Source organism: Gemmatimonadaceae bacterium, from assembly GCA_020851035.1.
In the GTDB taxonomy this organism is placed as follows: domain Bacteria; phylum Gemmatimonadota; class Gemmatimonadetes; order Gemmatimonadales; family Gemmatimonadaceae; genus JACMLX01.
On the sequence record JADZDM010000034.1, the window covers coordinates 32,203 to 52,533 of the forward strand.

21 protein-coding genes are annotated in these 20,331 nt (G+C 71.2%); 13 read left to right on the plus strand and 8 right to left on the minus strand.

Going from position 1 to position 20,331, the window contains the following annotated elements; all coding sequences use genetic code 11:
- Positions 1 to 106: 106 nt before the first annotated feature.
- Positions 107 to 256, minus strand: coding sequence for a hypothetical protein (locus tag IT355_20900; protein ID MCC7055740.1), 150 nt, complete (start codon positions 254 to 256; stop codon positions 107 to 109).
- Here IT355_20900 and IT355_20905 point away from each other — a divergent pair.
- From IT355_20905 to IT355_20950, 10 genes are all read left to right on the plus strand, one after another.
- Positions 255 to 1,076 carry a DUF4198 domain-containing protein gene (locus IT355_20905; GenBank protein MCC7055741.1) on the plus strand — a complete coding sequence of 274 codons (822 nt, stop codon included), beginning with the start codon at positions 255 to 257 and terminating at the stop codon, positions 1,074 to 1,076. The two genes, IT355_20900 and IT355_20905, sit on opposite strands and share 2 nt — an antisense overlap.
- Position 1,077: 1 nt before the next feature.
- Positions 1,078 to 1,785, plus strand: coding sequence for a HupE/UreJ family protein (locus tag IT355_20910; GenBank protein ID MCC7055742.1), 708 nt, complete (start codon positions 1,078 to 1,080; stop codon positions 1,783 to 1,785).
- Positions 1,782 to 2,099, plus strand: coding sequence for a hypothetical protein (locus IT355_20915; protein MCC7055743.1), 318 nt, complete (start codon positions 1,782 to 1,784; stop codon positions 2,097 to 2,099). Before IT355_20910 ends, IT355_20915 begins: the two co-directional genes overlap by 4 nt.
- A gap of 93 nt (positions 2,100 to 2,192) precedes the next feature.
- Positions 2,193 to 2,519 (plus strand): hypothetical protein, encoded by a 327-nt coding sequence (locus tag IT355_20920; GenBank protein ID MCC7055744.1) that lies wholly within the window; start codon positions 2,193 to 2,195, stop codon positions 2,517 to 2,519.
- A gap of 26 nt (positions 2,520 to 2,545) precedes the next feature.
- Positions 2,546 to 2,965: a VOC family protein gene (locus IT355_20925; GenBank protein MCC7055745.1), complete on the plus strand. Its 420-nt coding sequence runs from the start codon at positions 2,546 to 2,548 to the stop codon at positions 2,963 to 2,965.
- Between the two features lie 375 nt (positions 2,966 to 3,340).
- Entirely contained in the window at positions 3,341 to 4,126 is a 786-nt protein-coding gene (locus IT355_20930; protein ID MCC7055746.1) for a hypothetical protein, read from the plus strand.
- A 379-nt stretch (positions 4,127 to 4,505) separates the two neighbouring features.
- Positions 4,506 to 5,003 (plus strand): GxxExxY protein, encoded by a 498-nt coding sequence (locus IT355_20935; protein ID MCC7055747.1) that lies wholly within the window; start codon positions 4,506 to 4,508, stop codon positions 5,001 to 5,003.
- A 93-nt stretch (positions 5,004 to 5,096) separates the two neighbouring features.
- Complete coding sequence (locus tag IT355_20940) at positions 5,097 to 5,852, plus strand: hypothetical protein (protein ID MCC7055748.1); 756 nt, start codon at positions 5,097 to 5,099, stop codon at positions 5,850 to 5,852.
- Positions 5,849 to 6,904, plus strand: a complete 1,056-nt coding sequence (locus IT355_20945) for a hypothetical protein (GenBank protein MCC7055749.1) — start codon at positions 5,849 to 5,851, stop codon at positions 6,902 to 6,904. Before IT355_20940 ends, IT355_20945 begins: the two co-directional genes overlap by 4 nt.
- A 195-nt stretch (positions 6,905 to 7,099) precedes the next feature.
- A complete protein-coding gene (locus IT355_20950) occupies positions 7,100 to 7,936 on the plus strand; it encodes a methyltransferase, TIGR04325 family (GenBank protein MCC7055750.1) in 837 nt (278 codons plus the stop codon).
- A gap of 9 nt (positions 7,937 to 7,945) precedes the next feature.
- Here the strand turns inward: IT355_20950 and IT355_20955 are convergent, their stop codons facing one another.
- The 3 genes from IT355_20955 to IT355_20965 all read right to left on the minus strand — a co-directional run bounded on the left by IT355_20955 (position 7,946) and on the right by IT355_20965 (position 13,921).
- Positions 7,946 to 10,225, minus strand: coding sequence for an EAL domain-containing protein (locus IT355_20955; protein ID MCC7055751.1), 2,280 nt, complete (start codon positions 10,223 to 10,225; stop codon positions 7,946 to 7,948).
- Positions 10,225 to 11,367: an FIST C-terminal domain-containing protein gene (locus IT355_20960; GenBank protein MCC7055752.1), complete on the minus strand. Its 1,143-nt coding sequence runs from the start codon at positions 11,365 to 11,367 to the stop codon at positions 10,225 to 10,227. Before IT355_20960 ends, IT355_20955 begins: the two co-directional genes overlap by 1 nt.
- A gap of 130 nt (positions 11,368 to 11,497) precedes the next feature.
- A complete protein-coding gene (locus IT355_20965) occupies positions 11,498 to 13,921 on the minus strand; it encodes a nitrate- and nitrite sensing domain-containing protein (protein MCC7055753.1) in 2,424 nt (807 codons plus the stop codon).
- A 339-nt stretch (positions 13,922 to 14,260) separates the two neighbouring features.
- Here IT355_20965 and IT355_20970 point away from each other — a divergent pair, with 339 nt between their 5' ends.
- The 3 genes from IT355_20970 to IT355_20980 all read left to right on the plus strand — a co-directional run bounded on the left by IT355_20970 (position 14,261) and on the right by IT355_20980 (position 17,227).
- Positions 14,261 to 14,911 (plus strand): hypothetical protein, encoded by a 651-nt coding sequence (locus tag IT355_20970; GenBank protein ID MCC7055754.1) that lies wholly within the window; start codon positions 14,261 to 14,263, stop codon positions 14,909 to 14,911.
- 143 nt (positions 14,912 to 15,054) lie between these two features.
- Positions 15,055 to 15,582 carry a PepSY domain-containing protein gene (locus tag IT355_20975; protein ID MCC7055755.1) on the plus strand — a complete coding sequence of 176 codons (528 nt, stop codon included), beginning with the start codon at positions 15,055 to 15,057 and terminating at the stop codon, positions 15,580 to 15,582.
- A 4-nt stretch (positions 15,583 to 15,586) separates the two neighbouring features.
- Complete coding sequence (locus IT355_20980) at positions 15,587 to 17,227, plus strand: D-aminoacylase (GenBank protein ID MCC7055756.1); 1,641 nt, start codon at positions 15,587 to 15,589, stop codon at positions 17,225 to 17,227.
- Between the two features lie 21 nt (positions 17,228 to 17,248).
- On the opposite strand, the gene IT355_20985 is transcribed toward IT355_20980, so the two are convergent.
- The 4 genes from IT355_20985 to IT355_21000 are packed head-to-tail and all read right to left on the minus strand — an operon-like array spanning position 17,249 to position 20,288.
- Positions 17,249 to 18,442, minus strand: a complete 1,194-nt coding sequence (locus tag IT355_20985; protein ID MCC7055757.1) for a hypothetical protein — start codon at positions 18,440 to 18,442, stop codon at positions 17,249 to 17,251.
- 1 nt (position 18,443) lies between these two features.
- On the minus strand, positions 18,444 to 19,100 hold the full coding sequence (locus IT355_20990; protein MCC7055758.1) for a hypothetical protein: 657 nt from the start codon (positions 19,098 to 19,100) through the stop codon (positions 18,444 to 18,446).
- Complete coding sequence (locus IT355_20995; protein MCC7055759.1) at positions 19,097 to 19,696, minus strand: isoamylase early set domain-containing protein; 600 nt, start codon at positions 19,694 to 19,696, stop codon at positions 19,097 to 19,099. Before IT355_20995 ends, IT355_20990 begins: the two co-directional genes overlap by 4 nt.
- The gene (locus IT355_21000; protein ID MCC7055760.1) at positions 19,689 to 20,288 is read right to left on the minus strand and encodes an RNA polymerase sigma factor; all 600 of its coding nucleotides are present in this window, start codon (positions 20,286 to 20,288) and stop codon (positions 19,689 to 19,691) included. Before IT355_21000 ends, IT355_20995 begins: the two co-directional genes overlap by 8 nt.
- Positions 20,289 to 20,331 lie beyond the last annotated feature (43 nt).

Consider the following 20,331-nt stretch of genomic DNA (forward strand, 5'->3'; position numbering starts at 1 on the left):
GCCCCAGGCACGGCCTTTGGCATGGGTGGAGTGGCTGCGGAGCAGCGCTGGCGGCGGGCCGTCGTTTGCGGGGGCCGGGGATCCGTGCGGGCGGCGGGTGCGTAGCTCACCAGGGCCGGCTCCGTTCGCCACCGGCCTCCGGCTGCATGTACCTTCCGCCAGGCGTCGCAGGGCGGGCCTGCACCACCGGACTCCGCAGCCGCACCGTCGCGACCTGCCGTGTCAGGCCGCCCCACACCCCCTTCCGCTTCGTCATGACGCGCTCACTGCTCCGTCGCCTTTTCGTCACCGGTGCGTTGCTGCTGGTGGCGGCACCGCTCCTGGCGCACGACATGTTCCTGCGCCTCGAGGCCTTCTTCCTCGCCCCCAACACCGCGGCGAACGTCCGGCTCTTCAACGGCACCTTCATCCTCTCCGAGAACTCGATCACCCCCGACCGCCTGAACGACATCGCCGTCGTGTCGCCGGCCGGCCGTGCGAAACTCGACGTCTCGGTCTGGAATGCCAGCGGTGACACGAGTGTGTTCCCGATCCGCACCGGCGCGGCTGGCACGTACGTGCTCGGTGTCTCGACCAAGCCGCGGGTCCTGGAGATGAGCGGCCCGGAGTTCAACGCCTACCTGAGTTCCGACGGCATTCCCGACGAACTGGCGTATCGCCGCGCCCGCAAGCTCCTCGACGAACGCTCGAAGGAGCGCTACGAGAAGCATGTGAAGGCGCTGGTGCAGGTCGGGACCACCACGGGCCCGGCGTTCGGCACGGTGCTGGGCTACCCGGCGGAGCTGGTGCCGCTGGCGAATCCGTATGCGATGAAGGTTGGTGACGTGCTCCAGGTGCGCGCGCTGGTGGACGGCCGGCCGGCGGCGAACCAGTTCGTGCAGTACGGTGGCCTCTCGGCCAGCAACGGCCGCGTCGCCCAGCGGAACACTCGATCCGACGCCTCGGGCATCGTGCGCATCCCCCTCGATCGCACGGGCACCTACTACGTCAAGTTCATCAACATGACGCGCGTGGCGAACGACGCGGCCGCGAACCACCACTCGAAGTGGGCGTCGCTGACGTTCGCGGTGCGCTGACGTGCGGTCGTGCCGGCTGCTCCGCGACGGCACGCGGCTGGCCGTGCTGCTCGCTGCCGGTGTGACGCCGTTGCTGGCACACGGTGTGGCGGCGGGTGACCGCGGCTTCATCCAGCAGAGCAGCGGTGTGCTGCTGGGACCATTCGCCTACCTGGGCGCCAAGCACATGGTGACGGGATACGACCACCTGCTGTTCCTGCTCGGCGTGATCTTCTTCCTGTACCGCCTGAAGGACGTGGCGCTGTACGTGACGCTCTTCGCCATCGGGCACTCCACCACGCTGCTGCTCGGTGTGCTCACGCAGGTGAGCGTGAACGCGTACCTGGTGGATGCCGTGATCGGGCTCTCGGTGGTGTACAAGGCGCTCGACAACCTCGGCGCCTTCCGCATCTGGTTCGGGGTGGCGCCGGATGCGCGCGCCGCCACGCTCGTCTTCGGGTTCTTCCACGGCTTCGGGCTGGCGACGAAGATCCTCGACTTCCACATGGCGGAGGATGGCCTGGTGCCGAACCTGATCGCCTTCAACGTGGGCGTGGAGCTCGGGCAGGTGCTCGCCCTGAGCGCCATCCTGCTGGTCATGAACCACTGGCGTCGCACCCGGTCGTTCCGGTCGATGGCGTTCGGCGCGAACGTCGTGATCATGACCGCGGGCTTCCTGCTCACCGGGTACCAGCTGGCCGGTTACCTGATCATGAAACCCGCCTCATGACCACCCCCGTCACGCCCGCCCCACCCAGCGGCGGTTCGTTGCTGCGCGCCACACTCATCGCCCTGGCGGTGGCCGGTGTGCTGCTGGTGACCTGCGTGCTGCCGGCAGAGTACGGGAAGGACCCCACCGGGATCGGTCGCCTGCTCGGCCTGACGCAGATGGGCGAGGTGAAGATGGCGATTGCCGAGGAGGCCGCAGCGAACGCGGCGGCGCAGGCGGCGGCGGATTCGATCGCGGCGGCGGCCGAAGGACGTCCGACCGGTGATGCCGCAGCGTCGGGCGCTGACTCCACCGCCGCGCGATCCGATCACTGACGCGGCGCGTCAACCGGGCCGCGTCCGGTGTCACCCGGACTTGAGCAATTCGCTGGACGGGGCACCTTCGAGGCATGCCGTCACGATGGTGCCGTGCCTGAGCAGGACCCCCTGCCGGATGGAACGAACTTCTTCGCCGTCCTGGTGACGCCACTCACGCGTCCGCAGGTCGCGGCGCTGTTCGCGGACCATGGCTGGCGGGTGCGCCACGCCTCCCGCAGCAGCTACATGGTGCGCACCGACTGGTGCGAGCTGGTGCTGGAAGGCGCCCAGCCGTTCCTGCTGCACGGCCCGGTCGCCGCACTACTCACGAATGCGTCGCGCATCGTGCAACTTTGTCGCGACGCCGGGATCGCGTGCACTGCCGAGTGCTACGGCGAGGACGGCGACCTCCTGAAGGTCCTCACCACGCACGACTGACGGGTCGCGCCACCGCCGGAACACCCATGCGGCAATCTCTCGTGCACATCGCGCTCGTCGTCCGGGACTACGACGAGGCAATCGAGTTCTACACCGGCGTGCTGGGCTTCACGCTGATCGAGGACACCTACCAGCCGGCGCAGGACAAGCGCTGGGTGCTGGTGGCGCCGCCCGGCGATGCCGGCGGCGCGATGCTGCTGCTCGCGCGCGCCTCGACGCCCGCGCAGGCGGCCTTCATCGGCAACCAGGCGGGCGGTCGCGTCTTCCTCTTCCTGCGAACGGACGATTTCCGGCGCGACTATGACCGCATGCGGGCCCGGGGAGTGCGCTTCGTCCGGGAGCCGCTCGAGGCGGACTACGGCACCGTGGCGGTCTTCGAGGACCTCTACGGCAATCGCTGGGACCTGGTCGAGTACCGGGCCGGCCACCCGCTTGCCGGCGCCTGACTTCGCCCGGGGCGGGGCCGCGCCGACGGTCAGCCGACGACCAGCGAGCCCAGGATCAGCAGGACGGTGGTCAGGGCGATGCTGAGGCGGTGCGACGGCGTGGAGGCCGGCATGGCTCGCTCCATGTGCTGTGGCGTGTGGTGACGTGGACGACACGGCAGACGCGCGCGGCCACGAGACGTTAACGCCGCCAGGGGGCGAGCCTGCTCACCCCGAACCCGCCGGAATTGGCCGGTACTGATGGGCTGGCTATACTGCCCGTCCAGACCGCGCACGGCCAGGAGTGGCTGTGCCGGGATCCGTCGCACCGCCCGTTTCCGGGTCGGGACGTCGCGGTCGGCACCGTTTCCCCGAACCGGAGGCGCAGGAGACGCCATGATCGACGTCACGCCCGCCATGCGCGCCGAACTGAAGGTGTTCAGTGGCGAACACCACGCAGCCCTCTCGCGCACCGCGAATGCGCTCCGCGGACTCGGCATCCGGCGCGTGCACTTCGGGGTGGACTACGTCAACGATGCCGGCGAGCCGGCGGATTACGCGGTCATCGAGTTCACCGATGGTCGCGTCGTGGAGCAGGAGACGTGGCTCGAGGAGCTGCCGTACGACGTGTTCTTCTCGGGACTGCGCTACTGCCAGCCGTACACCTTCGACACCGGGGCGGTGGAGCTGACGTTCGATGAGTCGGGGGGGACGGTGGACACGGAGGCGAACGTGATCCGCGTGTACCACTCCGCCGAGCGGCAGGCGCGGCTCCGGGACTGGGCCCGGGAGTCGGAAGGGCTCGAGGGGTTCTTCCTCGACCACATCGACGAATTGACGCACCTCGGTGCCGTGCTCGAGGCGCTGGACGTCGCCGACCTGTGTTTCGGGCTGGACTGGGTGGGGAACACACTCGAGCTGAGCGACTGGCGCTACATGGCGCGCCGCATGCACGGTGACGTGATCCTGCCGCTGCACGCCGAACCACCGGAACTCGCGGCCTTCACCGCGCTGCTGGAGCAGGACTTCCCGCTCGGCGGCGCCTTCATCTTCGACACCGTGCAGTGTGCGTTCCGGCACGACCCGGATGGTGGCCTGGTCTCCGTCGCTCCGGTCGGCGGCGTGGCGGTGCAGCGTGCCTACCGGACGGACGCGCAGCGGTCGGCGCTCGAGGTGCGGTAGCGGGAGCGCGGGGATTCGTGTGCTGGTGGGTGCTTCTCGTGCGCGGAGTAGAATCGCTGGTTCCCACGGAGCCACGGCGTGCACGGAGGTCACGGAGAACAGCACGGCTGGGGGAACTGCGTGCGCGAAGCGGCGGTCGCGCGCATTCGAGTGGTGCTGCGCGAATTCGGTGGGCAGGGCGCGCACATATCCAGTATGCTCGTGCGTGTGAGGACGATCTTTGCGCAGCACACCGAAGGCAGCGCCTCACCGCCGTTCACGAAGCCTTCCCTCCGTGCCCTCCGTGGTCTCCGTGCCTCCGTGGGAACCCGCGGTTCCCGGAGCCACATCGACACCAGCACCGCACGCGCAACCCGGAAATCCGGATCGCCATCACACCATGGTCCACCTGACCGACCTCGAAGTCCGCGACCTCGCTCGCATGTCAGGCATCGTCGTCGATTCCGCCCTCAGGCTTCATCGCGACCTCGGCCCCGGCCTGCTCGAGTCGGTCTACGAGACGCTGCTCGCCCGCGCCCTGCAGAAGCAGGGCCTGGATGTGCAGCGACAGGTCCCGATCCGGTTCTCTTACGACGGCGCTGACTTTCCGGTCGGCTTCCGTGCCGACATCCTGGTCGGCCACCAGCTCCTGGTCGAGGTGAAGTCGGTGGAGCAGACACTCAAGTCGCACGTCAAGCAGGTGGTCACGTACGTGCGCCTCGCCAACCTGCCTGCCGGCCTGCTCCTGAACTTCGGCGCCCCGCTCCTCAGGCTCGGCATGAAACGCATCGCGAACCATCCGCCGCTCACCGGGACACGGCTGCCGACGCACTTCGGTGCCACGCAGCCCGTCGAGGTCGATGGTGTGCAGTACCTGCACGGGACGGGACATGGGTGACGCACCGCCGCGAACGCCGCGCCGCATGCGTGACACATCAGGGATGGTTCGCGACGGCACGTGATGCGTGCGACGCAGTGTAGCTTGCGCCTGATGCCACGCTCCGTCGCGTTCGTCCGTGTGCTGCTCCTGCTGGCTGTTGCGACCGCGTGCCGGCGACCGGACCCGATCGAGCTCGAGCGCATCCTCGAACGGGACCAGCTCCGGCGCGAAGTGGCAGGGTTCCGCGCACTGGAGAAGCTCGCACCCGGCAAGGTCATCGATCGCTCGCGCGAAGTCGTGATCACTGTCAGTGATTCACTGCTGCGGTCGCTCGTGCAGGCCGCATTTCCGCTCACCATCGAGATCCGCAACCGCGCCGTCGTGACGCTCACCGGCGCAACCGTCCAGTTCCGCGCGAACGTCGCCCGTGTTGACCTGACCGGCACCGTGCGGCGGACCGCGTTCCCGCAGATTGCCGCGCAGGTCACGCTGCGCGGCGCACTCGACAAGTTCGTGGTGGATTCCACGCATGCCCTGCGGGCGCGAATCAGCGTCGATGATGCCAGCCTCGAGACGCCAAGTGGCGCGCCGGCGCCGCTCGATCCTCTCGTGATCGCCGTGCTGCGCGGCATCGTGGAGCGCAGCCTGCCCGAACTCACCTCCGGGTTGCCCACCGTTGCCGTGCCCGTACGACTGGACGAGCGGATGGCGCTGCCCGGCTTCGGCCCGGAGGGGGCTCTGTCGATCGAGCCCAGCTCGGCGCCGATCTCGGTCGAGGCGCTGCGCGTGATCGCCTTCCAGAACCGGCTCTGGATCGTGCTGCGCGTGGAGCTCGGTGGGTTCAGCGCGGCAGTCACCGCACCGTGAAGCATCGGATCCTTCGCATCCTGGCGGGCGCCGTGGTGCTCGCGATGGCGGGGGCACTCGTCATGCTGATCCGTTTCCGGCTCCGGACCGAGCGCGAGGATCCCGCCACCGTGCGTCGTGAGATCGCGCAGCTCACCCGCCAGCGCGACTCGCTGCGAGCCGTGGTGTTCGACGTCGTCGGCACCAGCGACCTGCTCGACGGCAGGCCCGAGGGTGACATCGTGATCGGCCTGCCGACGCCGTTCGTGGACACCATCGTGCGCAGCGTGATCACCGGATGGTTCCACGACGTGGACCTGCGGCTCCCGCGCATGCGCCTGCACAAGGATGGCGACGTGCGCGCGAGGCTCGGGATCCTCGGGCGCCGCCGGGTGGGTACCTACTCGCTCGACATGACCCTCGACGGCGTGCGCGGGCGCCTGCAGCCCGGCAGCCCGGAGATGACGTTCGGCGGCGACGTGATCCGCCTCGTCCTGCCCGTGCGCGTGGCCAACGGCACCGGCGTAACGCGCATCACCGCGGGCTGGGAGTCGAAGGGGCTGGCCGGCCCGGTTTGCGGCGACATGACCGTCACCCGCGACGTCACCGGGCAGGTGCGCGCGCGCACCTACGTTGCACGTGGACGGCTGACGCTCAGCGCGGTGGAGGGGGCGGTGTACGCCGACCCCGACTTCCCGGATCTCTCGATGCGTCTTTTCGTGGACCCATCGCCCAGGTCCGTCGCCGCGCTCGATTCCATCCTGGGCAGCCGCGGCGGCCTGTGCGGGTACGCGGTGGACAAGTCTCGGGCGTCGGAGCGGATCCAGGCCCTCGTGGCCCGTGGCTTCCGGGTGCGGATCCCGCAGAAGTTCTTCCGGCCGGTGCACCTGCCGGTGGCCGTCCAGACCACAGTGCCCGTGGCCGGCCGGGCCGTGGCCCTGGAGGTCGCCGCCAGCGGCCTGGCGGTCACCCCGTCCGCCGTCTGGATCGCTGCGAGGGTGCGGGCCGCCCCTGGGGCGGTGCCGACGCCCGCCGCGCCGGCGCCGGCTGTGCAGGCGATCCGGCGTCCCTGAGGGGCGCTTGCCTCCCCACCGACCCCGCCCGGCGCCGGACCCGGGCCCACCCGGGACCGTCACGTGACGGTCGCAACCGTGGCCCGGGGGTTGCAGGATGACCACCGCACTATCAAGCTCAACGGTTGGGTGTGGACCGGCGCCGTGAAGCCAGGGCCTCCCGTCGTTTGATCTCCCCCCGCACGAGCCGTACCGATGAGCGCAGCGCTGCATCGCCTGCTGGATTCCGCGCTCGCCGCGCCCGGCATTTCCACCATCGTCGAAAGACGCTTCGATCGGCTGTTTGCCTCGGGCGCTCTCCCGGGCATGTGTCACGGGGTGTTCCGCTCGTACGCCGCGGCGGCGGCGGCAGCACCGGACACGCTGCCGCTCGGCTACGACAACGAGGCGTCTGCCCGCCTCTATCACGAACGCATGGACCGGGTCTACCCTGGTGACTACCCGGCGATGCTCTGGCTGCAGAAGCTCTTCGCCGCCGGCGTCACGCGGGTCTTCGACCTCGGCGGGCACGTCGGCATCAGCTATTACGCCTACCAGGAGTACGTCGACTACCCCGACGCGCTGCGCTGGGAGCTGTTCGACGTGCCGGCCGTGCTCGACGCGGCAGCTGGCATCGCCGCGAAGCGCGACACGCGCCGGGCGCTGCACGTCACGGACAGCCTCGCCGGCGCCGCGCAGTGTGACCTGCTGTTCACCGCCGGCTGCCTGCAGTATCTCGAGGTGCCCCTCGCGCAGCAGCTGCGCACGCTGCCCGCGATGCCCGAGTGGATCCTCATCAACGTCGTGCCCATGCACGAGCACACCGACTTCTGGACGGTGCAGAGCATCCAGACCGCCTTCTGCCCGTACCACGTGCAGCACGGCGACAGTTTCTTCAGCGACCTGGCGGCGCTGGGATACGACGTGGTCGACCGCTGGGTGAACGCCGAGAAGCACTGCACCGTGAAGTTCCGCAGCTACCACAGCGTGAAGGGGTACGTGGGTGCGGTGCTGCGCCGCCGGCAGGGCGGGGGCCGCGGGCTGGCCGGCTGACCGGCCGCCTCACTCGCCGCTGGCGAGCGCGCGGGTGTTGGCCCGCGCCTCCTCGGCCAGGACGGGATCGTCGTGGGTGGCGAGGTAGATCAGCGCGTCGTTGATCGGCAGCGGGTGGCTGAAGAGGAACCCCTGGCCGGCGTTGCAGCCGAGCTGCGTGAGCGCCTTCTGCTGCGTGCTCCGCTCGATGCCCTCGGCCACCACGTCCACGCCCAGCGAGTGCGCCAGCGTGATCATCGTCCGCACGAACGACGCCTCGCGCTCGCCGAGGTCCATGCGCGCGACGAAGGTGCGGTCGATCTTCAGCTCGTCCACCGGGAAGTACTGCAGCTGGCTCAGGGACGAGTAGCCGGTGCCGAAGTCGTCGATGGCGATGCGCACGCCGAGGGCGCGGATGGCCTGCAAGGTCGCGTGCGCCGTGTCGGGCGCGCGCATCATCTGGCTCTCGGTGATCTCCAGCACGAGCAGGTGCGGATCGAGCCCCGACTGTGCCAGCGCCGACTTCACGTCGTCCAGCAGGTGCTCGTGCTCGAGCTGGCGCGGGGCCAGATTGACGGAGATGCTGGGTGTGTCGCCGGCGCGCTCGGCCCACCCGGCGGCGTAGCAGCACGCCTCGCGCATCGCCCAGCGCCCGATCGGCACGATCACCCCTGTCTCCTCGGCCACCGCGAGGAACTCCGCCGGCCAGACCAGGCCGCGGCGCGGGTGCCGCCAACGCAGCAGCGCCTCGAAGCCGCGCAGCGCACCGGTCTGCAGGTTCATCAGCGGCTGGAAGTGCAGCTCGAACTCGTGGTGCAGCACCGCGCGACGCAGGTCCTGCTCGAGTTCCAGCCACGACTGCGCCCGCGCCAGCATGCTCGGGTCGAAGAGGCGGGCGCACTGCTTGCCCGCGTTCTTCGCGGCATACATCGCCACGTCGGCGTTGCGGAGCACGGCGTCGCCGGCCTCGCCTGACGTGGCCAGCGCGATCCCGATGCTCACGTTCACCACCACCTCGCGATCGGCCACCGTCACCGGCCGCGAGATCACGCGCAGCAGCCGGTCCGCCAGCTGGTGCACCTCCTCCTCGCCCTGCACCGACTCGATCACGATCGCGAACTCGTCGCCGCCGAGCCGGGCCACCGTCTCACCGGCCCGCACCGCCACGGTGATGCGCTGGGCCACCGCGCGCAGGAGCTGGTCCCCGGCGGCATGGCCGAGCGAGTCGTTGACGCGCTTGAAGCCATCCAGGTCGAGCAGCAGCACGGCCACGAACGACCGGTTCCGCGAGCGGCGCTTGAGGGCGTGGCGGAGCCGGTCGTGGAAGAGCGCACGGTTCGCGAGGCCCGTGAGGTCGTCCTGGAACGCGCGGCGCACGAGCTCCTCCTCCATCCGCTTCCGCTCCGTCACGTCCTGCAGCATCACCATCAGCCGCGACTCGATCCCCGCCTGCACGCGCGCGACCGTGAGCTGCCCCCAGACGATCGTGCCGTCCTTGTGCTCGAAGCGCTGCTCCAACGTGACCGACTCGCGTGCCGCCGTCATCAGCTCGGCGCAGGCGCTCGCGATCCCCTTCACGTCCTCCGGGGCGAGGAAGCGCTCGATCGGCGCGCCCACCATCTCGTCCGGCGTGTAGCCGAGCATGTCGCGGCAGGCGGGGTTCGCCTGCAGGATCGTGCCGTCCACCGACAGCACCTGGATCGCGATGCCGGCGTAGTCGAAGAAGGCCTGGAATCGCGCCGAGCTGTCGCGCTCCGCCCGTTCGGCGGCGCGCTGCGCCGTGACATCGCGCACCATGACCAGCACCGCCGGCACGTCGGCGAGGAGGATGTCGAGGCCCTGCACCTCGCACTCCACCGTGCGCCCGTCGCGCGCATGCAGCAGTGTCTCCACCACGCCCATCGCCTCGATCGGCTCGTCGCCGGCCAGGTTGGACAGGAACCGGCACCCCATCGTGCAGAGCTGCAACGCATCGACCGCCGTGCCGGCCACCTCGGTGGACGCCCAGCCGAAGGTGCGCTCGGCCGCGGCGTTCCAGTCCAGCACCACCCGGTCCGAGCGCCGCAGCACGAACGTCGGGTGCGGGACGCCGTCGAAGAGCCGCTTGTACCGCGCCTCCGAGGCGCGCACCTTGGCAAAGCGCTCCTCGAGCTCCATCGAGAGCTCGTCCATCGTCCGTGACGAGAGGGCACGGTCGCGCTGCATGTCCTCCAGTGCGAGGCTGGCGGCATCGAGCACGGCCTGCATCGCCGGCGTGAGCGGCGTCGCCCCGAGGTGCCTCCGGACCGGACGTGCGAGCGCCGGATGCATCAGCGCTCGCCGATCGCGGTGATGGTCATCGTCTGGTTGTGGAGCAGCGCGCGCTGGCCGGCCGCGCCGGACGGTGGCGAGATCTCACCGTTGCTGTAGTAACCCGTGATCACGGCACCCGGAGCGAGCTGCGACACTTCCTCCACCTCCTCCTCCACGCGGCTGCGCAACACCTCGCGACGGCCGATGCACGAGACGCAGAACATCGCGGCCGGCTCCACGCCGTCCATCTCGGCGCGGGCGGCGCTGGCGGCGAGGTGGGCGCCGTCGAGGATGCTGTCGTTGGTGGAGCGCATCAGCCGCACCCGGTACCCCTGCGGCATCGCGCCGGCGAACCGCAGCGACCCTTCCGCCTCGTCGATGCCGAGGATCGTGCGCACGACACTCGGCGCACCGTCCGCGGCGGTGAGCGCGAGGGGGAAGAGCAGGGCACTGCCGGGCAGCTCCGCGGCGAGGTCGCCGAGGTAGCGCCGGTAGATGTCCAGCGCCCGCTGGTCGTCGAGCTCGAGCACCGTGGTGCCGTACGCGCGTGAGATCACGCGCTCGGGGCCGAACGGCTCCCAGCCACCGGCGCTGCCGGTGCCGATCGCCAGCGAGGCGCCGCAGAGGGCCACGGCCACCACACGTCGTTCCGCGGGTGGCCCGTCCACACCCACCCCGGTGCGGACGAACGCCACGCCGTCACTGGCCAGTCCGCCGGAGACCGACACGCCGGCGGGCAGTCCCGCCGTGAGTGTCGCCGTGAATTCGGAGCCATCGATGTACAGGCCATCGAGGAAGAGCAGGACGTGGCGAAGCTCGGCGAGTCCTGCCAGTTCCGCGGCCAGGTCACTGCCCATCGCCGCCGACGGAAGGATGCCGGCACCGTCATGCTGCACCACGTGCACGCGCGCGCGCTCGAAGGCCAGACCGGTCACGACGACGTCGGCGTCCACGACGTCCAGCCCGTCGATCTGGCCCCCGGCCGTCGAGTAGACGAGGCGCGCGTTGGGCCAGCGCGCGGCGACATCGTCGAACCACGACTGCGGCGGTGCGTCCACAGGCCCGAACGCCAGCAGGAGCTGCACGGCGCCCTGCGGATCCGCCGCAGTGCCGTCGCTCCAGCCGGAGACGGGTGACCACCTGTGGGAGAAGGCGCGCATGGACAGCCGGGAAGAGGGGAACTGGCAGGGCGGGCGCCGCCAGTGTGGAGGGTGAGTTTCGACTGTGCGCCGGGGAACTTGAGAACGGCTGTTCACCATCGCGGCCCCCGGTGCCGGCCGCGCAGCCGGGTCAGAAGCCCATCAGTTCATCGACCGGCTCGTCCAGTGCCTCGAGCGCCGGCGCCGGCCGTGCCGGGGGACGGGCCGCCGGCACCGGCGGCCGCTTCGTCGCGCCGCCGCGACCAGTCGGCTCCCGGCGATCGCGGTTCGCCCAGTCGCGCGTCTTGAACCCCTTCGCGGCATCGCCCAGTCGCGCGGCCTGCGCCCGCATCTCCTCGGCACCCGACGCCCCTTCCTCGGCGCCGGCGGCCACGCTCTGGGCGAGGCTGTTCAGCTCACTCATGCGTCCCGTGATGTCGCGCACCTGGTCGCGCTGCGAGGTGATCTCGCGCGTCATCCCGGCCGCCATCTCGTCCACACGCTCCACGGCGGTGGCGATGGCACCCAGCACGCGCTGCACGTCGTCGCGCAGCGTCACGCCGCGATCGGCGTCCTGCACCGCCGCCTCGATCATCGCGCTGGTGCTCCGGGCGGCCTCCGCACTGCGCAGGGCCAGCGCGCGCACCTCCTCGGCCACCACCGCGAAACCGCGGCCGGCGTCGCCCGCGCGGGCCGCCTCCACCGCCGCGTTCAGCGCCAGCAGGTTGGTCTGGAACGCGATCTCGTCGATCGTCTTGACCACCCGGCTGGTGGCGTCGCTCGATTCCTTGATGCGCGTGATCGCCTCACCCAGGTCGCTCGCCACCCGCGTGCCGTCCTGGACGTTCGCGCGCGCGGAGCCCGCGAGCGCCGTGACCTCCGAGGCGCTCGCCGCCACCCGTTCCGCGAGCTGCGCCAGATCCTGCGCGGCGTGGTCCACGGCCTCGATGGCCTGCGCCTGCCGCTGCGCATTGTGCGCCAGCGTCTCGCTGGTGGAGGCGATGTCCTCCGACGCGTCCGACACCTGGTACACCGACTGGCGCACCTGCCGCATCGCCACCGAGAGCTGCTCGGCGGCGGTGTTCACGGACTGGGCGATCGCGTCGTAGTCCCCCTGGTACGTGCCGAGCATCCGCACCTCGAGGTCGCGGTTCGCCATCTTCTCGAGCGCACGCTTGGCCTCCGAGAGCGGCGTCTCGATCGCGTCGAGCATGCGGTTCAGCTCCTGCACCAGTTCCCGGAACTCTCCTTCGAACTCATCCGGGTTGGCGCGCACGGTGAGCGAGCCGGCTACGGCGGAATCGGCCATCTGGCGACTGGTCTTCACCAGCGAGCGCATCGTGTCCTGCACCAGCGCCACGGCCACGCCGGTGCCGCGCGAGGCGGTGATCATGCCGTCCAGGCTCCCGGCCATCGTCCCCAGTTCGTCATTGCTCCGGATGGCGAGGAGCGGGATGTCGTCGTCGATGGTGCCCTCGAACTGCCCGCGTGACAGCCGGCTGAGCACGTCCTGGATCTGCACCAGCAGCTGCGACTGCACCTGCTGCGCACGGTCGGTCACGCGCATCGTGACGCGGAGCACGTGACGGATGGTCTGCGTGGCGGTGAGGATCGAGACCAGCAGCACGCAGAGGCTGGTGACCAGCACGAGGACCAGTGTGGTGAGCGCCGAGGTGGAGGCGTCACGGGCGTGCGCCGCGACGGTGTCGGTGAGCGCGACCTCGATCGCCCGCTGTGCCTGAATCTGGACGGTGGTGGTGCTGAACCACTCCGCCGGATCCGCCTTCACCGATGCGCCACCCACGCCGGCGTACGCGACGTCGCGGATCGCCGCGATGCGTCGCGCCTCCGGTGCGACCGCCATCGCCTTGAGCCGCGCGACGACCGCATCGGTCGCCCCGTTGCGGAGCTGCTCGAGTGCGATCTCCTGTCCGGCCACGGCCGTGATCCAGTCCCGGTACACGTCGTTGTCGGAGAACGCGCCGAGTGTCAGCACCGAGTTGAGGGCCCCGCGTTCGCGCGCCGCCCACTCCTTCAGGTGCCCCACCGCGTCGATCTGGCGGAGCGCCACGCGGGCGTCGCCGTCCGTCACGTCCCTGGTGAAGTCGTTGATCCCCTGCCGCATCACCGCGATGAACGCAGAGTAGCGCGCCTGGACCTGCGGCGCCGCGATCTGCCGCGAGTCCACGGCGGCGCGCGTGAGGGCGGCGCTGTCGATCGCGGACTCGATGCGGACCGCAGTGGCCGAGAGTCGTGCGATCCGCGTCGTCGCCATCGAGGCGCGATAGAGGTCGCGCACGCTGTCGGCGCGCAGGCGCTGGGCCGCGAGCTCCGGTGCGAACCGCGTGCCGCCGCTGGCGATGTAGCCGGCGGAGAGGCCGCGCTCGGCCTGCATCTCGTGGATCAGTGCGGTGGTCGTGCCCTCGAGGATCGCGATCCGCTCGAGATCGCGGCCCTGCTGCCAGCGTCCATACTGCGTCTTCACCACGACGCCGGCAAAGGCGATGGCGATCAGCAACGGCAGTCCGGCCGCAAGCGTGAGCTTGCCGCGGAGGCCGGAAAACAGTGTGCGCATAGGTGGGTGGGGCAGCCGGTGTTCGTTGGTGCAGCGAAGGGCGTCTTCACCTCACTTATCGGCAGGGATACAGGGCGGCTTGACGATCGTTGTATTGGCGCACGTTCATACTTGGCCGCCGGGCGGTGGACCGTGGCGTGATGTACCACCCTTATCGCCACACCAGTGGCGTGTAATCGCAGCTCGAATAGCACACAGCCGGATGGGGCGCCTGGTTGGCCAGGCGAAAACCGCAGCAATACCCAGCGGTATTGCGAGGATTTTCAACGCCGCCAGCCGGGATGCCCCGACCGGCGACTGCGTCCGGAACTTCGATTACACGCCACTAGGTTGCGCGGCATGCCATCCGCCCCCACGCGAGCCGCGGCGCCACCGCCCGCCGGTCCCGCGCCAGACGCCGCGCTCGCATCGCGCCTCGACGCGGTGTGCGAGGAGGGCTGGGCGCTGTTCGAAGCGTTCGACCGGCGTGTGCGCGACCGTGGGTTCCACCCGTTCGTGGCGGCCGACTACGCCGTCGTGCGCGCGGCACTCGTGCGCGTCCGGCACCCCGGCCAGCGCTTCCTGGAACTCGGCTCGGCCACCGGCGTGATCACGGTGATGGCCAGCCTGCTGGGATTCGACGCGTGTGGAATCGAACTCGACCGTGACCTCGTCCAGGTGGCCGTGGGGTTGAACCGTCGGCACGGCACGAGCGCACGCTTCGCCTGCGGCAGCTTTCTTCCCACCGGCTACCGCCGGCCCGGTGCCGCCACCGCCGGCCGGTCGCTGCGGGCCGCCGAGCCCACCACCGGTGACGGAGCGTCGGGCTACCTGGTGCTCGGCCAGGCCCTCGACGACTTCGATGTCGTCTTCGGCTATCCGTGGAGCGGGGAGGCGCCGCTGATGCACGACCTGATGCGACAGTACGGCCGCCCCGACGCGCTCCTCCTCCTGCACGACACGAACGCCGGCGTGAGTGCCTGGCGGCAGGGACGCGAACTCGCGCTCTGAGCGCGGCGGGCTGCCGGCCGACCGTACCCGGCATCGGCGGGCCGGACGATATGTTGCTCGCAGCCGACGGCGGATGACGCCGTCACCCCTCCGCAGGCCGCGCGGCCACCGCGCATCGTCGTCACCCGTCTGGAGAGCAGCTCGTGCGTCCCAGTGTCCTGACCCGTCGTATTCACTACTGGGCCGGCGCCGTCATCGCGCTGCCGATCGCCGTGATCATCACCACCGGCGTGTTGCTGCAGGTGAAGAAGCAGTGGAGCTGGGTGCAGCCGCCCGAGATCCGCGGCACCGGCACCACGCCGACGCTCGACCTCCACGGCATCGTCCGGGCCGTGCAGACCGTGCCGGGCCTGCAGGTGGCGGGATGGGACGACATCAAGCGGATGGACATCCGCGCCGATCGCGGCCTGGCGAAGGTCACCGTCGCGGGCGACTGGGAAGTGCAGGTGGACCTCGGCACCGGCGCCGTGCTGCAGGCCCGCTATCGTCGCTCCGACCTGATCGAGTCGCTCCATGACGGCTCCTTCTTCCTGGGCGACGTCACGAAGCTGGGGCTCTTCCTGCCCGCCGGCGTCGCGCTCGGGATCATGCTGGCCAGCGGCATCTGGCTGTTCTGGCTGCCACTCTCGGTCAAGCGCCGGCGACGGCAGGCCGCCGCGGCGGGGGCGTGAGCCGGTGAGCCTCCCCCCGTCGTCACGGCGCGAGTTCCTTGCCACCGGCACCGCGCTGGCGCTGGGCGCGAACCTCGCCGGTCGCGTCAGGCCGGTGCGCCCGGCGTTCGACCTCGTGCTGCGGGGCGGCACGGTCTTCGACGGAAACGGCGGCGACGGCCGCGAGATGGACGTGGCGATCCAGGGCGACCGGATCGCGGCGATGGGCGTGGCGCTTGCCGGTCGCGGGAGCATCGAGATCGATGTCCGCGGGCTCGCCGTGGCCCCCGGCTTCATCGACATCCACTCGCACGGTGACTCGTCGCTTTCCGCCGACCCGCGCGCCGAGTCGGTGATCCGGCAGGGGATCACGACGCTCGTCGCGGGCGCCGATGGCAGCTCGCGTGCCACCGGCAGTGCGGCCAGCGGCTTCCCGGCGCTCTTCGCACGCCTCACGGCGCTCCGGCCATCGCCGAACGTGGCCTCGATGGTGGGTCTCGGCAGCGTGCGTGGCGCGGTGGTGGGTGGGGATGACCGTCCCGCGACGGTGACCGAACTGCGCACGATGGTGGCCATGGTGGAACGCGCGCTGGCCGACGGTGCGTGCGGCGCGAGCTCAGGGCTCGAGTACACCCCCGGCGCGTTCGCCTCGGTGGAGGAACTGGTGGCGCTCTGCCGGCCGCTCGCGGCGCGTGCGCTCGTCTACGCCACCCACATGCGCAACGAGGACGACCGGCTGATGGAGGCGATCGCGGAATCGATCGCCGTCGCGCGCGGCGCGCGCTGTGCGCTGCAGATCTCGCACCTCAAGACGCAGGGACCGCGCAACTGGAGCCGGCTGCCGCAGGTGTTCGCGCAGATCGAGGCCGCGCGGGCCGAGGGGCTCGACGTGGCGTTCGACCGGTACCCATACCTGGCGTATGCGACGGGCCTCACCAACCTCTTCCCGGTCTGGAGTCGCGACGGGGGCACCCCCGCCTTCCTCGCCCGGCTGCGGCATCCCGCGCAGGCGGAACGGATCGAGCGCGAGGTGCGCGCGAAGATCGAGCTGCTCGGCGGCTGGGACAACGTGCAGGTCACGGCGGTGCGCAATCCCGTCGATCGTGCCGCGGAAGGGAAGCGACTCGGTGCGTGGGCGGCGCTCACGAAGGCGGAGCCGTATGCCGCGCTGGTGGGACTCATCCAGCGCAACGACGCCACGGTGAGCATGGCGGGTTTCGCGATGAGTGAGGAGAACCTCGAGCGGATCCTCGCGCACCCGCTCGGCATGGTGTGCACGGATGGCGGGGCGTACGCCATCGACGGGCCGACGCGTCGCGGCAGCCCGCACCCGCGCGGTATCGGCAGCTTTCCGCGCGTGCTGGGGCGCTATGTGCGCGAACGCGGAGTGCTCACGCTGTCGGCGGCGATCCGGAAGCTCACGGCGGTGCCGGCCGATCGCCTGAAGCTGGCTGATCGCGGCCGGCTGCGACCCGGCCTGGCGGCGGACGTCACCGTCTTCGACGCGGCACGCGTTGCCGACACCGCCACGTTCGAGCGGCCGTTCCAGTATCCCGTCGGGATCCCGCACGTGATCGTGAACGGCCGGCTCGCGCTGCGTGATGGTGTGCGCACGCGCGAGCGCAGCGGTCGTGCCCTGCGGAGCGTGGGGCAGGCAGGCGGCTGACGCAGCCGGTGCGGCGGGAGGTCAGGGCTTGCCGTTCGTCATCAGCACGCCGTCCACGCTCCCGAAGTCGTCCGCGGCGCCGGCGAGGTTGGCGGGCTGCACCCAGTTGCCGTTGTTCGACCGGATCGCGACCCGCCAGGTGCCGGCGGCCGGTGCGGCGCCGCAGGTGAACCGGCGCGAGCCGCTGCGCGCGCAGGTGCGTGGCACCCACTCCGTGAAGTCCCCGCGCAACTCGACCTTCTCCACGTCGGTCGGCCCGCTGTCGATGACGAGGGTGCCGTTGATCACGAGCAGCGTGGCGGCGGTCGTCGCTGCCGGCACCGGTCGCACGAGCAGCCGCCGGCCTTCCATGCGCACGCCGAGCAGCGCCGTGCGTCCGGAGGGGATGCCGGCGCGCACGTCGGGCAGGCGCTGCACGCCGCCGACGAAGAGCGACACCCCGCGCGCCGTCTGCAGCGTGAACGAGAGCTGCGGGCCGACGCGCGTGCCGGTCGCGCCCTGCTGCACCGCACGCAGTGCGACCGACGCATCGGCGCGCAGGCGGCTCCGCTCCCAGATCATGCGCGGGGTGAAGTCGAGGGTGCGTGCCGTGAACGCGGCGCCGGCGCCGGCGCGCACGCCGAGCTGCTGCTGCAGCGTCGCGGGACGCCGCGCGGCGGCGAAGGTGCCGTCGAGGGCGATCGACGTGGCGCCGTGCGTGTGCAGCACCGTGCCGCCGGCCTCGAGGTCAGGGTACCAGGCGCCGCTGAAGCGCATCTGCCCGCCGCGCGCGCGCAGCACGCCGGTGGTGCCGGCAGTGCCGCGCCGCCACTCGGCCCCGAGATCGCCGTGGATCGTGTGTGCGATGCCGGTGGTCTTGAGAAGCTGGCCGGTGCCGATGAGCCGGACGTCACGCAGCGCGGGCGAGCGGAAGTATCCGCTGCCGAGGAACGACTGCCACTGCGGCGATCCCGTCGCCAGCACGGCGCTGCCGCCGACCGTCAGGTCACGTGCCGTGAGCTGGGCACCTGGCGCCAGGTAGAATGCCGCCCCGCTCCGCACGAGCGGCTGCTGCACCACGGCGGCGCCGGACTCCAGGGTGCCGACGACCCTCGCGCGGGGCGGCGCCGTCGGCGCGGTGGCGCTGCGCTGCTGCGCCGAACCGGCAGATGCCGACAGCAGGATGCCTGCGGCGATACCCCACCCACGCCGCACGCCGGCACGGTGGCGACGCATCTCAGGGCTTGCCGCGGGTGCTGTTGGAGCCGGCCATGCCGAATCCGTCCGCCGCGTTCCCGATCCCGGGGGACGCCGCCGCGCCGCCGACCAGTCGGGTCATGCGGTCGTTGAGGGCATCCGCCGGCGCCACGCCACCCGCTACGTCGCGCGCGAAGTCGTCGGCGATGGCGAGCAGGGTGTTCGTGGGCACCTGCCGGTCGATCAGCGAGCGCGCCGCGCGCACCGCCTGCTCCTGCGTCACGCCGCGCCGCATCAGCCGCACCACGAACAGGAAGTACGGTTCCGCCGACCGCCGGCCGGCCGCCACGCGCAGTGTCCGCAGCGATGGCGCGGACACACCCACCGAGAGCGCCTCGGCGCCGGCATGCAGCTCCGGCACGCTCACGGCCGGTGCCAGCAGCCGTGCGACCGAGTCCACGCGTGACGCCAGCAGCGCGACGGCCTCGGCGATCCGGGGCTGGCTCGCGCCCTTGGCGGTGCCCTCGGCCACCTTCGCGCGCAGCAGGGCCGTGGGCAGTCCGCGCCGGTCGAAGTCGCGCAGCATCACGTCGATCCGCTGCTGCGCGGCGCGTTCACCCTCGGTCATCCCGCCCTGGCCCTGCAGCGGTGCCGCGGCGCAGAGTGCGACGAGCGCCAGCCTCGCCAGCCGGTTCACGGGGCCTCGCCCACGACCAGCTCGGAGCCGGTCACGCCGAAGTCGCGGTCCTCGACGGCGTCGCGTGCGGGGTCGCGCTCGAAGCGGTGCCCGTCCACCAGGTACGCGTAGATGTAGCGCCCGGGCGGCAGCAGGGTGGTGATGCGCCAGCGGCCGTCGGCGCTGCGCTCCATCGCGGTCGCGTCACGCGACCAATGGTTGAAATCGCCGAGCACCTGCACCGAGCGTGCATCGGGCGCGTCGAGCTCGAAGATGATCGGGCGGGCGCCGCCTGCCGACACCGGCAGCAGCGGGGCGCCCGCCGCCGGCAGCACCGGCGCGCCACCCACGGCGCGCGCGCCCGCCATCGCGAGCTCGCTGCGCTGCACCACGGCGGTGCGTCGCGCGGCGGTGACCACGGCGGCACCGGCCGCCATCAGCACCACGGCCGCGGCGAGCCGGCGGGTCCACGCGCCGGCCCGGGCCTGCGGTGAGCTGGCGAGGATGGCGCGGGCCGCGATGCGGTCGGCCGCCTCGCGCGGGAACGGGGGAACGTCCTGCATCGCGTGCAGTGCGCGCGACAGGCGCTGGTCCAGGTCATCCATCGGGTCAGGCATCAGGGTCATCCTCGCGCAGGAGCTCGCGCACGGCATCCATCGCGCGTTTTGCACGCATCTTGCAGGCCGACACGCCCACGCCGCTGATCACGGCAATCTCCTCGTAGCTGAAGCCTTCCACGTGGTGCAGCAGGAAGGTCTCGCGCTGCGCCGCCGGCAGGGTGGCCAGCGCGCGGAACACGCGCGCCACGTCACTGCGGGTGGTGGTGGCCATCAGGGCGTCGATCGACTCGTCGCGCAGCTGGTCGTCCATGGGCTGGGCGCGCAGCTGCAGCCGGCGGAGCCGCACCCGCAGCGAGCGGCAGCAGTTGGCGAGGATCGTGAAGAACCAGCTCTCGAAGCTGCGGCTCGCGTCGTAGCGGGGCAGGGCCCGGTGCGTCCGGATCCAGGCGTCCTGCACGATGTCGTCCACGTCGTCACGCGCGGCGCCGGTCATCTGGAGCGCGAACCGCGTGGCGCGCGGCTGCATCAGCTCCACCAGCGCGCTGAAGGCTCCCGGATCGCCGTCACGGGCGCGCAGCGCCAGCACGTCGGCGGGGGCCGAGGTGCGGGGGGGGCGGCTGACGGTGACGTGCGGTCGGGAGAGGGGCATCGGGTCGGCGGACGGGCACTGGGTTGCGCGTGATACTCCACGA

What these genes read in the sequence shown, in the direction of transcription:
- IT355_20905 (MCC7055741.1), top strand. Translation starts at nt 255, where the DNA reads ATGACGCGCTCACTGCTCCGTCGCCTTTTCGTCACCGGTGCGTTGCTG.
- IT355_20900 (MCC7055740.1), bottom strand. Translation starts at nt 256, where the DNA reads ATGACGAAGCGGAAGGGGGTGTGGGGCGGCCTGACACGGCAGGTCGCG.
- IT355_20915 (MCC7055743.1), top strand. Translation starts at nt 1,782, where the DNA reads ATGACCACCCCCGTCACGCCCGCCCCACCCAGCGGCGGTTCGTTGCTG.
- IT355_20925 (MCC7055745.1), top strand. Translation starts at nt 2,546, where the DNA reads ATGCGGCAATCTCTCGTGCACATCGCGCTCGTCGTCCGGGACTACGAC.
- IT355_20930 (MCC7055746.1), top strand. Translation starts at nt 3,341, where the DNA reads ATGATCGACGTCACGCCCGCCATGCGCGCCGAACTGAAGGTGTTCAGT.
- IT355_20935 (MCC7055747.1), top strand. Translation starts at nt 4,506, where the DNA reads ATGGTCCACCTGACCGACCTCGAAGTCCGCGACCTCGCTCGCATGTCA.
- IT355_20940 (MCC7055748.1), top strand. Translation starts at nt 5,097, where the DNA reads ATGCCACGCTCCGTCGCGTTCGTCCGTGTGCTGCTCCTGCTGGCTGTT.
- IT355_20950 (MCC7055750.1), top strand. Translation starts at nt 7,100, where the DNA reads ATGAGCGCAGCGCTGCATCGCCTGCTGGATTCCGCGCTCGCCGCGCCC.
- IT355_20955 (MCC7055751.1), bottom strand. Translation starts at nt 10,225, where the DNA reads ATGCATCCGGCGCTCGCACGTCCGGTCCGGAGGCACCTCGGGGCGACG.
- IT355_20960 (MCC7055752.1), bottom strand. Translation starts at nt 11,367, where the DNA reads ATGCGCGCCTTCTCCCACAGGTGGTCACCCGTCTCCGGCTGGAGCGAC.
- IT355_20965 (MCC7055753.1), bottom strand. Translation starts at nt 13,921, where the DNA reads ATGCGCACACTGTTTTCCGGCCTCCGCGGCAAGCTCACGCTTGCGGCC.
- IT355_20970 (MCC7055754.1), top strand. Translation starts at nt 14,261, where the DNA reads ATGCCATCCGCCCCCACGCGAGCCGCGGCGCCACCGCCCGCCGGTCCC.
- IT355_20985 (MCC7055757.1), bottom strand. Translation starts at nt 18,442, where the DNA reads ATGCGTCGCCACCGTGCCGGCGTGCGGCGTGGGTGGGGTATCGCCGCA.
- IT355_20995 (MCC7055759.1), bottom strand. Translation starts at nt 19,696, where the DNA reads ATGCCTGACCCGATGGATGACCTGGACCAGCGCCTGTCGCGCGCACTG.
- IT355_21000 (MCC7055760.1), bottom strand. Translation starts at nt 20,288, where the DNA reads ATGCCCCTCTCCCGACCGCACGTCACCGTCAGCCGCCCCCCCCGCACC.